Raw genomic sequence first — 12,942 nt, forward strand, 5'->3', positions numbered from 1 at the left:
ATCGCGGCACGCAGCCTTTCTCTAGGGGAAGGGAGGGGGCAGGGAAAGCATCTTGGGGCGAAAACCCCGATCAGCCGCGCAGACGCGCCTGATAATTATGCTCTTGCCAGTTTGCACGGGCCAGCCATTGGTCCTGCGGTTGACGCGCGGCCAGATCATCGGGGATCTCGACCTCGTCAAAGCCCGACCGGCGCGCCATGGCGTATTGGTCCGCAATCACATGCCCATGTGCGCGCAGCCGTCCGGTGTAGCCGCGCAAGCGCAGCTGGCGCGCGATGGTAAAGCCGCGCCCGTCGGCCGAGCTGGGGAAGGCCACGCGGATCATCGAGATCGCACCATCAACAGGGATCGTTTCCGGCTGCACGTCAGAGGGCACGTCAAGGGCGGTCGCACCGGCTTCTACGCCTTCAGCAGCATCGAAGGGGGCGTAGGGCGTGGCGAAATCATCCGCCACAAACCCCTGATCATTGATCAACTGTGTCATGTCTTTGCTCCTGTGCGGACCATCTTGCCATCGACAAAATGGATGCCGCATTCTTCTTTTTCAATGTTTCTCCAGCGGCCGGCGCGGGGGTCTTCGCCCGGTTTCACCTTGGTGGTGCAGGGGGCGCAACCGATGCTGGGGTAGCCTTGAGCCACCAGCGGGTGACGGGGCAGGCGGTTCTCGTCGATATAATCCGACACGTCGGAGGCCTGCCAATGGGCCAGCGGGTTCACCTTGATCCGCGCAGGCGCATCGGCGGGGGTTTCGACCTCGAAGAACGGCAGGCTGGCGCGGGTGCCGGACTGGAACCGCTTGCGCCCCGTGATCCAACCGTCGAACCCCTCTAGCGCGTGCTGCAGGGGCACGGTCTTGCGGAAGGCACAGCAGGCGTCCGGGTCGCGCAGATGCAGCGTCCCGTCGGGGTCTTTCTCTGCCACGTCCTGCGCCCGGATCGTCTGCACATTGCGCAGCCCCAACCGTTCGCTCAGCTCTTGCTGATAGACCAGCGTTTCAGCAAAGAGCATCTCTGTGTCGATGAACAACACCGGCAGATCGCGTTTCACCATAGAGGCAAGGTGCAACAGGGCGACGGATTCCGCCCCGAAGCTTGAGACAAGCGCCAGATTGGGCACGTTATCGATCGCGGCACGCAGCACGTCGGTGGCGCTGTGATGGCGCAGGCCATCGTTCAGCTTTTCCACCTGACGGGTCAGCGCTGCGACGCGGTCCGGCCCTTCGGGGAGGATTTTTTCCCCATTTGGAAGTGTCAGTTGATCACGCGGCATTGGCTTGTGCTTCCGGGTAGAGGACGGCCTTGAACGGGGCAAGACCGAGGCGACGATAGGTTTGCAAGAAGGTCTCGCCCGCGTCGCTGCGCAGGTCGAGGTAGCCTTTTACCAACCGTTCAATCGCCGGAATAATGTCGTCGGCGGAAAAACCCGGACCGGCGCGCTCTCCGATGGCGGCGTTTTCGGTGCCGTCACCGCCCAGAGTGATCTGGTAGTTTTCGACACCGGCGCGGTCGAGCCCGAGAATCCCGATGTGGCCCACGTGGTGGTGGCCGCAGGCATTGATGCAGCCCGAGATCTTGATCTTGAGCGGACCGACATCGTGTTCCAGCTTCAGCTCGTCAAAGCGGGTCGCGATTTCCTGGGCAATCGGGATCGAGCGGGCTGTGGCCAGCGCGCAGTAGTCCATGCCGGGGCAGGCGATGATATCGCTGATCAGGCCGATATTGGCCGTGGCAAGGCCGACCTCTTTCAACGCCGCGTGCAGCGCAGGCAGGTCGCCGCGGTGCACATGGGGCAGGATCACATTCTGCTCGTGGCTGATGCGCAGTTCGTCATGGCCGTACTCGGCCGCCAGTTCAGCCATACGGTGCATCTGTTCGGCAGTGGCGTCGCCCGGGGTCTTGCCGTGGGCCTTGAGGCTGATCGACACGATCGCGTAGGACGGATCGCGGTGGTCGGTCAGGTTGGTGTCGGCCCAACTTTTGAACACGGGATCGCTGTCATAGGCAGCAGTATAAGCGTCCGTCGGGGCGGTCTTGAACGTCGGGCTGGCGAAATCCGCCTCGATCCGCGACAGCATCTGCTGGTCGACGCCGGTGAACTGCGGACGGATCAACGCATAGCGGGCGTCCACCCGTGCGCGGATGTCGTCGATGCCGTTCTCATGCACGGTGATCTTGATACGCGCTTTGTACTTATTATCGCGGCGGCCCAACAGGTTATAGACCGAGACAATGGCCTCGAGCGTGGGCAGCAGGTCTTCGGAGCTGACGAAGTCATAAAGCACCTTGCCGATCATCGGGGTCCGGCCAAGGCCACCGCCGACGATGACTTGATAGCCGATCTCGCCGTCTTTCTCGACGATTTGCAGGCCGATATCATGGGCCTTGATCACCGCACGGTCATGGGGCGCGCCAGAGACAGCGACCTTGAACTTGCGCGGCAGGAACTGGAATTCGGGGTGGTCGGTGGACCACTGCCGGATCAGTTCGGCCACGGGGCGCGGATCGGCGATTTCATCCGCGGCGGCACCGGCGAAATGGTCGGCGGTCACGTTGCGGATGGTGTTGCCGCTGGTCTGAATGGCATGCATGTTCACTTCGGCCAGCGCGTCCAGCATATCGGGGACATCACGCAGCTGGGGCCAGTTGTACTGGATGTTCTGGCGCGTGGTAAAATGGCCGTAGCCCTTATCCCATTTGGCAGCAATATCGGCCAGCTTGTGCATCTGGCGGCTGCTGAGCGTGCCATAGGGGATCGCGACCCGCAGCATATAGGCGTGCAGCTGCAGATAGAGCCCGTTCATCAGGCGCAGGGGCTTGAATTCATCCTCGGTCAGGGAGCCGTCGATGCGGCGTTCGACCTGTGCGCGGAACTGTGCATTGCGTTCGGCGATGAAGGCATCGTCAAATTCGGTGTAGCTGTACATTATTGAACCTCCTGCTTGCCGTGGGTGTAGTTGCTTGGACCCTTGGCGCGGAATGCTTCGCGGAAATGCGATGGCTTGGGTGTGTCTGTGCTGGTGTCGACATCGGCCAGATAGGCCCCGACGGTCAGGTCTGCTTGCTGGATCGCATCGATCAGACGCACATCGGCGACGGCCTCGTCGGTCAGGACTTCGGCCTCTTCCAGTTTGCGGGTCCAGCCGGTGGCGGTCTGGTAGATCACGTCGCCTTCCAGCAAGGCATTGGCGGTGACGACTTTGGGGGTGAAGGGCTTGGCCATTATGCCATCTCCTCTTGAAACAATTCGGTGGTGGCGCGGGCGGCGGCACGGGGTGCCAGCCCATAGAAAGTCAGGGCGGGGCCGGTCAGATTGGCCGCGCCAAGGTCGGTGGGCAGACGGCCCAGCGTGGTCTCGACAATCCGCTGATCCGCGCGCGAGGCGTTTTCGACCAGCGTGACAGGCGTGCTGCGATCGGCCCCGTGCATCAGCAGGCGGCCTTGGATGAACCGCGCGGATTTCTTGCCCATATAGATCGCGGCGACCTCGCCCGGGCGGGCCAAAGCGGCCCAGTCATGATCGGCGAACCCTTTCATGTCATGGCCGGTCAGGAACCGGACAGAGGCGTTGCGCCCGCGTTTCGTCAGGCTCTGCCCGATGGTCGCGACGGCGGCAGAGGCAGAGGTGATCCCCGGCACGATATGCCAGCCGATGCCATGGGCATCCACGGCGTCGATCTCTTCGTCCAGGCGACCAAAGATGGTGGCGTCGCCGGATTTCAGACGGACCACCTGGGCCCCCGCCTGCGCGTGTTCGACCAGCAGATCGTTGATGGTTTCCTGCGCGGTGGAGGGGCCGAAGCCTTCCTTGCCCACGTCGATCATCAGCGCCTCGCGGCGGGCGAGTTCGAGGATTTCGGGGCTGATCAGCCGGTCGTAAATCACCACATCGGCCTCGTCCAATGCGCGGCGCGCCTTGAGGGTCAGCAGTTCGGGGTCACCGGGGCCGCCACCGACAAAAGCGATGTGACCGGCACGCGCGGCGCGGGACTGGTGGTCGGACAGCAGCGTGTTCAGCGCGTTTTCGACGGCGGCCTTGCCATCCGCTACGGCGCGGGGGCCGGCGGCAAAGTAATAGTCGCGCCAGAAGTCGCGGCGCGGGCGGCCAAAGGGCAGGGCGTCGGCCATCTTGCGGAACCCCTTGCCGATCCGCGCCAGTGTTCCCAGCGTTGTGGGCAGGCGCTCTTCCAGATCGGCCTTGATCGCACGGGCCAGCACGGGGGCGGCGCCTTCGGTGCCGATGGCGATGGTCACGGGGTCACGGTCCACGATGGCGGGGGTGATAAAGGCGCTGTCGTGCAGATTGTCGACGATATTGACCAAGGCCCCTTCGGCACGCGCAATCGCGGCGGTGCGGGCGTCTTCGGTCTCGTCTTCATCGGCAGCGTAGAAGAGTTTCGCACACAGCACATCGCCGTGGCGCAGGGCGCGGGTGTGCAGCGTCAGGCGGCCCGCATCGGCCCATGCCGTGATCTCGGGCGCGGGGGTCGGGGCGAAGACGCTGATCTTGGCTTCGGTCTTGAGCAGCAGGCGCAGCTTGGCCAAAGCCGCTTCGCCACCGCCTGACAAGACGATGCGCTGGCCCTTGGTGGACAGGTAGATTGGGAAATGATCCATGTGGTTCGGTCCTTGCGCTTAGCTTGAGCTCTATATAGGAAATAATTCCAATAAGGCGCTAGGTGTCTGGGGATATAAGGACGTACGTTCCATTCAGCCGCGCAAACAGAACAACAGACCACAGAGTGAAGGAAAAGCAGAATGGACGTTCGGATCGATGACGTGGACCGGAAAATTCTAGCGCAGTTACAACGCGATGCCAGCCAGTCCTTGGACGATATCGCGCGCGAGGTCGGCAGTTCCAAGACCCCTGTGTGGAACCGGATTCGTAAACTGCGCGAGGCAGGGGTGATCGGGCAGCATACGGTTGTGCTGGATGCAGAGGCGCTTGGCTTCGAGGCGTGTTTCTTCGTCTTGATCCGTACGTCGTCCCACGAGGCCGACTGGCAGGCGGCGTTCCTCAAGGCGTTGAAGAACCGTCCCGAAGTGCAAGAAGCGCACCGGCTGGCGGGGGACATCGACTATATCCTGAAGGTCCGCGTCAAGAACGCCCGCGCCTATGACGCCTTTTATCAGGCGCTGATTTCAGAGGTCCGCGTGCACAACGTCACAGCGTTGCTGTCGATGGAAGAGATCAAATCGACCACGATGCTGCCGCTGTAACGCCGTGGCGCGGGGAGGCGCGACTTAGATCGTCACCATCAACCGTTCCAGCTTGTGGAAATGGTAGGTATTGGCAAAGCGCGGTGCTTCGGCCAGTTGCAGGTTCGGCGCATGGTCAAAAAGCGCACGCAACGCGATCTGCATTTCCAGCCGAGCCAGCGGCGCGCCGACGCAGAAATGCAAACCACCGCCAAAGGCCGCGTGGGCCTTGGCCGGACGGGTCGGGTCGAACACATCGGGCTGGTCGTAAAGCGCGGGATCGCGGCCCGCGGCCCCTAGCACCAGTGCAATTTTGCGGCCCTTTTCCAGCATGACATCGCCCAGTTCGATATCCTCGTAGGCGAAACGTTCAAAGACATGCAGGGGCGGGTCGTAGCGCAGGATCTCTTCAACCGTGGCGTTGATCGCATCGGGGGCGAGGGCGCTGGCGGGCGTGTTATTTTCGAGCAAGCAGGCGATCCCGTTGCCAAGCGCGTGTACCGTCGCCTCGTGCCCTGCGTTCAGCAGCAGGATACACGTGCCGATCAGCGCATCCGTGCTCAGTTTTTCGCCGTCTTCTTCGGCAGCGATCAACTGGGTGATCAGGTCGTCACGCGGGTCTTGGCGACGCTCATTGACATAGCGGCGCAGGAAGGCGGTGAAATCTGCGGCGGCGGTATCGGCGGCCTCTTCGGTCGCGCGGGTACGGCCGATCTGGTAGACGGCGACCATATCATTGGACCAGCGCAGCAGGTCGGGCCACATATCCTCTGGCACGCCAAGCAGCCGCGCGATGATGCGCACGGGCAGTTGGGTGCAAAAAGCGGGGATCAGGTCAAAGGCTTCGCCCTTGGGCAGGTCGGCCAGCAGGGCTTGGGCAATCTCTTCGATCTCGGGGGCGAGGCCGGCAATCCGGCGCGAGGTAAAGGCACGCAGCACCAACCCGCGCAGACGGGTGTGGGTTGGCGGCTCTAGCTCGAGCATCGACTGGTCTTCCACCGCATAGAAGTCGCGCATGTGATCGGGCGTGGGCTTGCGCTGGTCGGCAGGGGTCTCGCGGCCCAAACGGCGGTCACGTAGCAAGGCCTGCACCGTCGCCGCATCAAAAGCGGCCATCATCCCGTAGTCTTGCCAGAACAGCACGGGGCCCTGCGCACGCGCGCGCGTGTAGGCGGCATAGGGGTTTTGGACGAAGTCGGGATCAAGCGGGGAAAGGTTCAGTGTTTTCATGGGGCCTAGCAATAGCTGCGGCTCTGGTCTTTGCAAGCGGGTCTGTGCCAAATAACGCCATGACCTCCGGAATGCGCCGCCGCGTCGCGACCTTTGTGCTGTTTCTGATCACCGTGTCGGTCCTCTCCGGCGGGGTCTGGCGCTATGCCTATCTGCAAGGACTGGACCAACTGCGCGCGCGGGGGCAGGCGGATCTGTCGCTGGTCAGCGACCGTCTGGTCGGGCAGTTGCAGCGGTACCGTGATCTGGCGGTGTTTCTGGCGGATCACCCGCAGGTGGCGCAGGTGCTGGACCGGCGTCCGGCGGTCGAGGCGCAGGCGTTTTTGCAAGAGGTCGCGGATAAGACCACGGCGCTGGATGTACAGGTGCTTGACCGATCCGGCGATGTGATCGTCGCGGCACTTGGCGCGGAAGCGGTGCGGGTGCCACGCGCGGATCAACGCTTTGTCCAGCGGGCCTTGCGCGGTGCGCTTGGCTGGGGGCATGGCCCCGCCGCGCCCTTGACCGACCGCGCCTATTTCCACGCCGCCCCTGTCTTCGCGCCCGACGGGCAGGTGCGCGGTGCCGTTGTCGTGTCGACTGATCTGAACGGCATCGATTATGACTGGCGCGGCAGCAATCCGGCGGCGTTCTTTACCGACACCGACGGGGTCGTCCAGATCGCCAACCGGTCAGAGCTGCTGTTCTGGGCGCGTCCCCGTGCGGCGCAGGGGCTGGTGCCGCCGGATGGTGCGGCGTTGGATTTCGCGGTGTCTGACGTGCGCGGCCACGAGATCTGGCATATGGGCTGGGGGCCGTATCTGCCGGACGCCGCCTTGCATCTGACCCGCGCCTTGCCGGTGGTGGGGATGACGGGCGAGGTGCTGCTGGATATCGAGGGCGCGCAACGTTTGGCACGGGCACAGGCGGCGGCGGTGGCAGCGCTTTGCCTTGCCTTTGGCGCGCTGCTGTTTCTCGCGACCGAGCGCCGCCGCGCCCTTTCAGAGGCGAACGCGGCGCTTGAGCGGCAGGTCGCCAAACGCACCGCCGCACTGAACGCCAGCAACACCGAATTGCGCCGCGAAGCGACCGAGCGCGAGGAGGCGCAGGCCGCACTGCGCCGCGCGCAGGCGGATCTGGTGCAGGCGGGCAAGTTGTCGGCGCTTGGCCAGATGTCGGCGGGCATCAGCCACGAGCTGAACCAGCCGCTGATGGCGATCCGGTCCTTTGCGGAAAACGCGGTGCAGTTCCTTGAACGTGACCGCCCCGACAGGACGGCTGAAAACCTGACCCGCATCTCGCAGATGGCCGACCGGATGGCGCGGATCATCCAGAACCTGCGGGCCTTTGCGCGGCAGGAAAGCGTGCCGCAGACCCGCGTTGATGTGACCCGCGTGGTCGCCAGCGCCGTGGAGCTGACCCAAAGCTATCTGCGCGACGCGGGCGTGACCCTTGACTACCAGCCCGCCAATGCCCCCGTCTGGGTGCGCGGCGGCGAGGTGCGCTTGGGGCAGGTCTTTGTCAACCTCATCACCAACGCCGTCGATGCCATGAGCAGCAGCGACACCAAACGGCTGAGCATCACAATCGATCCCGCCGACCCCGTGCGGGTGCAGTTCCGCGACACCGGACCGGGGATCGAGATGCCGGACAAGGTGTTCGACCCGTTCTACACGACCAAATCCGTGGGCAAAACCGTGGGCGGCGGTGCCGAGGGTGCGATGGGGGGCATGGGGCTGGGGCTGTCGATCAGCTATGGGATTGTGCAAAGCTTTGGCGGGGGGATCCGTGGCACCAACCTTGACGCGGGCGGTGCGATGTTCTCTGTCACGCTGGAACGCGCCGATACGGACGAGGAGGGGCAGGCATGAGCAGAACCGTTCTTTTGGTCGATGACGATGCCTCTGTCCGCGAGGCGCTGGCGCAGACGCTGGAGCTTGCCGATATTGATGTTGTCGCCGCGGGGTCGTTCGTGGCTGCCAAGGATAGGATCACCGAGCGGTTCGATGGCATCATCCTGTCGGACATGCGCATGCCCGGGCGCGACGGGTTTCACCTGCTGGCCTATGCCCATGAGCAGGACCCCGATCTGCCGGTGATCCTGCTGACAGGCGAAGGCGACATCCCCATGGCCGTGCGCGCGATGGAGGCCGGGGCCTTTGATTTTCTTGAAAAACCCTGCGCCCCCGCCGCGCTGGTCACTGTGATCGAACGCGCACTGAAAACCCGCGCGCTGGTGCTGGAAAACCGTCGTCTGCTGCATATCGTGGAAACTGGCGATCCGGCGGCGCGGATGATTTTCGGGTCGTCGGATCTGTCGGAACGGCTGCGCGACAAGGTGCGGCGCGTGGCGCAGGCCAATGCCGAGGTGCTGGTCACCGGCCCGTCGGGCTCTGGTATTTCGAAGGTGGCAGAGGTGATCCACCTATCCTCGCGCCGCTCCAAAGGGCCCTTCGTCAAACGTGCTGCCGCGGGGCTTAGTCCCGATGATGTGAGCGATGCGCTGCACGCCGCCTCGGGCGGGTGCCTGTTTCTGGACGAGGTCGCGCAGCTTCCCGCGCAGACCCAGCTGAGCCTGATCGAAGCGCTTGAGCAGGTGCCCGATGTGCGTCTCATTGCGGGCAGTGCGCGGGAGCTGCAGTCTTTGGTGGCCGAGGGGCAGTTCCACGCGGATCTCTATTACCGGCTCGAGGTCATGACCGTGCGCATCCCGTCGCTGGCTGAACGCCCAGAGGATATCGCTACGATGTTCCGCCGCTACGTCGATCAGGCGGCAGAGCAGTCGGGCGTGCAGCCGCCCGAAGTGACGCCGCAAATGATCGCGGGGCTGATGGCGCGGGACTGGCCCGGCAACGCGCGCGCGCTGATGTCAGAGGCGATGCGCTTTGTCATGGGGGTCTCGGACGAGGTGACGCCGGATGCGAATCTTGGGTTGGCGGACCAGATGGCGCAGGTGGAACAATCCCTGCTGCGCGCGGCCTTGCGCCGTGCCGAGGGGCAGGCGAGTGCGGCGGCGCAGGCGCTGAAACTGCCGCGCAAGACCTTTTATGACAAGCTGGCCCGCTACGGGATTCGGCCCGAGGACTTTCGCAGCTAGTCTGTGCGGATTTTCGCACAACTGCGCTGCGTGCTGTGCGGTTATCCGCACAGGTAGCGTGCATCGCGTTGGTTCGTAACCTTAACTAAATTCACCAACGCTTTGATAAGTAATATGTTTAACGCGATCCGCATCTTTCAACCTCTCTTCCTTGTGAGGTCGGCGAAATAACGCTCTAGTAACGCCACCGCATTTGGAACGACCGGATGCCGAGACTTGAAAAACAGTTCTCTGGGAGGAGACATCACATGAAATTCCTGACAACCACTCTGGTGGCTATGACCCTTTCCGTAAGTGCCGGTGCTGTTGCCGCGGCGTGTGACGATGGCGAAGTCGTCATCAAGCTGAGCCACGTGACCAACACTGACCGTCACCCCAAAGGCATCGCCGCGTCCTTGCTGGAACAGCGCGTCAATGACGAGATGAACGGCAAAGCCTGCATGGAAGTGTTCCCGAACTCCACGCTGTACAACGATGACCAGGTTCTTGAGGCGCTGCTGCAAGGCGACGTTCAGATGGCCGCGCCGTCGCTGTCGAAGTTCGAGCAGTTTACCAAGCAATTCCGCATTTTCGATCTGCCCTTCATGTTCAAGGACATCAACGCTGTAGACGAGTTCCAGAACTCCGAAACCGGTGTTGCGATGAAAGAATCCATGACGCGCCGTGGCCTGCTGGGTCTGGCGTTCTGGCACAATGGCATGAAGCAGATGTCGGCGAACAAGCCGCTGAACGTGCCGTCGGATGCCAATGGTCTGAAATTCCGCGTCCAGAACTCTGACGTGCTGAAGGCCCAGATGGCGGCAATGGGCGCATCGCCCCAGCCAATGGCCTTCTCGGAAGTTTATGGCGCGCTGCAAACCGGCGTTGTCGACGGTCAGGAAAACACCTGGTCCAACATCTATGGCCAGAAGTTCTTTGAGGTGCAGGACGGGACAACCGAAACCAACCACGGTGTTCTGGACTACATGCTTGTGACCTCCACCGACTGGTGGGACAGCCTGGATGCCGATGTGCGTGACCAGCTGGCGACCATCGTTCAAGAAGTGACCGACACCCGCAACGCGGAATCGTCCAAAGTGAACGCCGAAGCCAAACAGGCCATCATCGATGCCGGTGGTGTGGTCCGTGAACTGGACGACGCGCAGCGCGAAGCCTGGGTCACCGCGATGAAGCCCGTCTGGGAAGAGTTCACCGCAGACGTCGGTCAGGAAAACATCGACGAAGCCCAAGCAATCAACGCCAAGCACTAAACCCTGTTCTGCCCCGTCTGGCGACGGACGGGGCATATCACTTGCGTCAGGCCCCGACATGCCCCGCGGCGTGCGGGCCTGATCCACTCTCCTCTCACAGCGGAGCATTCCCATGTCACATGGTGTTCAATCTCATTCTGCGCTCGGGCGCATTGTCAACGAGCTTGAGGAAACGGCGATTGCCATCATCCTTGGTCTGATGACGCTTATCACCTTTATCAACGTCGTCCTGCGCTATGGTTTCAACACCGGCATCATCTGGGGGCTCGAAGCGGTGACCTTCCTTTTCGCCTGGCTGGTGCTGTTTGGCATGAGCTATGCGGTCAAGGTCACGGCGCATCTGGGGGTGGACGCGGTCGTGAACCTTTTTTCGCTGCCCAAACGCCGGGTGCTCGCGCTGGTTGCGGCAGCGATCTGCGTGGTCTACGGGGCCTTGCTGATGAAAGGCGCGTGGGATTACTGGGCCCCCTTCGCGGGGCTGGACGCCACAACGGGCCGCTGGTTCCCCACAGGTTTTGCCGATAGCCGCGATCAGGCGTGGTATGAAACCGTCGATATCCCCATGCCGGATTGGCTGCGCTTTATCGAGCCGATCATGAACGAGGGCGAAACCTACGGCAAACTGCCACGGTTCATCCCGTATTTCATGCTGCCCTTCGGCATGGCGCTGCTGTTGTTCCGTTTCATCCAAGCCGGTGTGCGTGTCTTTACCGGACAGGCCACAGCGCTGATCGTCAGTCACGAGGCCGAAGATGATATCGAAGCCGTCAAACACATGAACGCGGAGTCCTGAGCGCATGGAAGTCCTTATCCTATTTACCATGATCGTCGGGCTGATGTTGCTGGGCGTTCCGATTGCCGTCAGCCTTGGCTTCTCGTCGATCGTCTTTCTGCTGGTGCTGTCCGACAGCTCGCTTGCGTCCATCGCGCAGACCTTCTTTCAGGCGATGGCGGGGCACTATACGCTGCTGGCGATCCCGTTCTTTGTTCTGGCGTCGTCCTTCATGTCGACGGGCGGTGTGGCCAAGCGGATCATCCGTTTCTCTATCGCGCTGGTCGGGCATTTTCCGGGTGGTCTGGCGATTGCGGGTGTCTTTGCCTGTATGCTGTTCGCCGCCCTGTCGGGATCATCGCCTGCGACAGTGGTTGCCATCGGGTCCATCGTGATCGCGGGGATGCGGGAAACCGGCTACACCAAGGAATTCGCCGCCGGTGTCATCGCCAACGCGGGCACCCTGGGCATCCTGATCCCGCCGTCCATCGTGATGGTTGTCTATGCCTCTGCCACGGATGTCTCTGTGGGCCGGATGTTCCTTGCGGGCGTTATCCCCGGTCTGATGGCGGGCACCATGCTGATGCTGACCATCTACATTATGGCACGGGTCAAGAAGCTGCCACAGGGCGAATGGCGCGGCTGGGGCGAGGTCTTTGCCTCGGGGCGTGAAGCGGGCTGGGGGCTGATGCTGATCGTGATCATCCTTGGCGGTATCTATGGCGGTATCTTTACCCCGACCGAAGCCGCCGCGGTGGCTGCTGTCTATGCCTTCTTCATTGCGGCCTTTGTCTATCGCGATATGGGCCCGCTGCACGTCGAAGGCGAGGGGCGCAACCTGTCGCTGATGCGCAAGCCGATGGCCTTGGTCACTGTCTTCTTCCACCGCGATACCCGCGATACGCTGTTCGAGGCCGGCAAGCTGACCGTCACCCTGATGTTCATCATCGCCAACGCGTTGATCCTCAAGCACGTGCTGACTGACGAGCAGATCCCGCAGCAGATCTCTGCCGCGATGCTGAGCGCCGGTTTCGGGCCGATCATGTTCCTGGTCATCGTCAACGTGATCTTGCTGATTGGCGGGCAGTTCATGGAGCCGTCGGGCCTGTTGATCATCGTCGCCCCGCTGGTCTTCCCGATCGCGATTGAACTGGGCATCGACCCGATCCATCTGGGGATCATCATGGTGGTGAACATGGAAATCGGGATGATCACCCCGCCGGTGGGTCTGAACCTCTTTGTGACCTCGGGCGTGGCGAATATGCCGATGATGAATGTGGTCAAGGCCGCGCTGCCCTTCACCGTGGTGCTGTTCATCTTCCTGCTGATGGTGACCTATATCCCGGTCATCTCGACCTGGCTGCCGACCCTGATGATGGGGCCGGAGATCATCACCCGCTAGGGCGAGACATTACGAGA

Annotated in this window: 12 protein-coding genes; 6 read left to right on the plus strand and 6 right to left on the minus strand. The window is 62.6% G+C overall.

The window, feature by feature from the left end; translation table 11 throughout:
- Window positions 1-70: 70 nt before the first annotated feature.
- Genes ABM428_RS08120 through cysG form a run of 5 tightly spaced genes read right to left on the minus strand, consistent with a single transcriptional unit; the run spans window position 71 to window position 4,613 of the window.
- Window positions 71-484 carry a DUF934 domain-containing protein gene (locus ABM428_RS08120; RefSeq protein WP_005853018.1) on the minus strand — a complete coding sequence of 138 codons (414 nt, stop codon included), beginning with the start codon at window positions 482-484 and terminating at the stop codon, window positions 71-73.
- Window positions 481-1,269: a phosphoadenylyl-sulfate reductase gene (locus ABM428_RS08125; RefSeq protein ID WP_005853020.1), complete on the minus strand. Its 789-nt coding sequence runs from the start codon at window positions 1,267-1,269 to the stop codon at window positions 481-483. The genes ABM428_RS08120 and ABM428_RS08125 overlap by 4 nt, the downstream gene beginning before the upstream one ends.
- Window positions 1,259-2,923 carry a nitrite/sulfite reductase gene (locus tag ABM428_RS08130; RefSeq protein WP_037944050.1) on the minus strand — a complete coding sequence of 555 codons (1,665 nt, stop codon included), beginning with the start codon at window positions 2,921-2,923 and terminating at the stop codon, window positions 1,259-1,261. Before ABM428_RS08130 ends, ABM428_RS08125 begins: the two co-directional genes overlap by 11 nt.
- Window positions 2,923-3,219 (minus strand): DUF2849 domain-containing protein, encoded by a 297-nt coding sequence (locus tag ABM428_RS08135; RefSeq protein ID WP_005853022.1) that lies wholly within the window; start codon window positions 3,217-3,219, stop codon window positions 2,923-2,925. The genes ABM428_RS08130 and ABM428_RS08135 overlap by 1 nt, the downstream gene beginning before the upstream one ends.
- Window positions 3,219-4,613, minus strand: coding sequence for a siroheme synthase CysG (gene cysG, locus ABM428_RS08140; RefSeq protein WP_353627816.1), 1,395 nt, complete (start codon window positions 4,611-4,613; stop codon window positions 3,219-3,221). The genes ABM428_RS08135 and cysG overlap by 1 nt, the downstream gene beginning before the upstream one ends.
- 141 nt (window positions 4,614-4,754) lie before the next feature.
- On the opposite strand from cysG, the gene ABM428_RS08145 reads away from it, so the two are divergent.
- Window positions 4,755-5,216 carry an Lrp/AsnC family transcriptional regulator gene (locus ABM428_RS08145; protein WP_005853026.1) on the plus strand — a complete coding sequence of 154 codons (462 nt, stop codon included), beginning with the start codon at window positions 4,755-4,757 and terminating at the stop codon, window positions 5,214-5,216.
- Window positions 5,217-5,240: 24 nt separating this feature from the next.
- On the opposite strand, the gene ABM428_RS08150 is transcribed toward ABM428_RS08145, so the two are convergent.
- Complete coding sequence (locus ABM428_RS08150; RefSeq protein ID WP_132996729.1) at window positions 5,241-6,425, minus strand: cytochrome P450; 1,185 nt, start codon at window positions 6,423-6,425, stop codon at window positions 5,241-5,243.
- A gap of 71 nt (window positions 6,426-6,496) precedes the next feature.
- On the opposite strand from ABM428_RS08150, the gene ABM428_RS08155 reads away from it, so the two are divergent.
- The 5 genes from ABM428_RS08155 (at window position 6,497) to ABM428_RS08175 (ending at window position 12,925) form a co-directional block, all read left to right on the plus strand.
- Window positions 6,497-8,275, plus strand: coding sequence for an ATP-binding protein (locus tag ABM428_RS08155; protein WP_132997186.1), 1,779 nt, complete (start codon window positions 6,497-6,499; stop codon window positions 8,273-8,275).
- On the plus strand, window positions 8,272-9,501 hold the full coding sequence (locus ABM428_RS08160) for a sigma-54 dependent transcriptional regulator (RefSeq protein WP_132996728.1): 1,230 nt from the start codon (window positions 8,272-8,274) through the stop codon (window positions 9,499-9,501). The genes ABM428_RS08155 and ABM428_RS08160 overlap by 4 nt, the downstream gene beginning before the upstream one ends.
- A gap of 248 nt (window positions 9,502-9,749) precedes the next feature.
- Window positions 9,750-10,751: a DctP family TRAP transporter solute-binding subunit gene (locus ABM428_RS08165; protein ID WP_005853033.1), complete on the plus strand. Its 1,002-nt coding sequence runs from the start codon at window positions 9,750-9,752 to the stop codon at window positions 10,749-10,751.
- A gap of 112 nt (window positions 10,752-10,863) precedes the next feature.
- Window positions 10,864-11,544 carry a TRAP transporter small permease gene (locus tag ABM428_RS08170; RefSeq protein WP_005853035.1) on the plus strand — a complete coding sequence of 227 codons (681 nt, stop codon included), beginning with the start codon at window positions 10,864-10,866 and terminating at the stop codon, window positions 11,542-11,544.
- 4 nt (window positions 11,545-11,548) lie between these two features.
- The gene (locus tag ABM428_RS08175) at window positions 11,549-12,925 is read left to right on the plus strand and encodes a TRAP transporter large permease (protein WP_037944059.1); all 1,377 of its coding nucleotides are present in this window, start codon (window positions 11,549-11,551) and stop codon (window positions 12,923-12,925) included.
- The last annotated feature ends 17 nt before the right edge of the window (window positions 12,926-12,942 follow it).

It is taken from the genome of Sulfitobacter sp. TCYB15 (assembly GCF_040435955.1).
Lineage (GTDB): Bacteria > Pseudomonadota > Alphaproteobacteria > Rhodobacterales > Rhodobacteraceae > Sulfitobacter > Sulfitobacter pontiacus.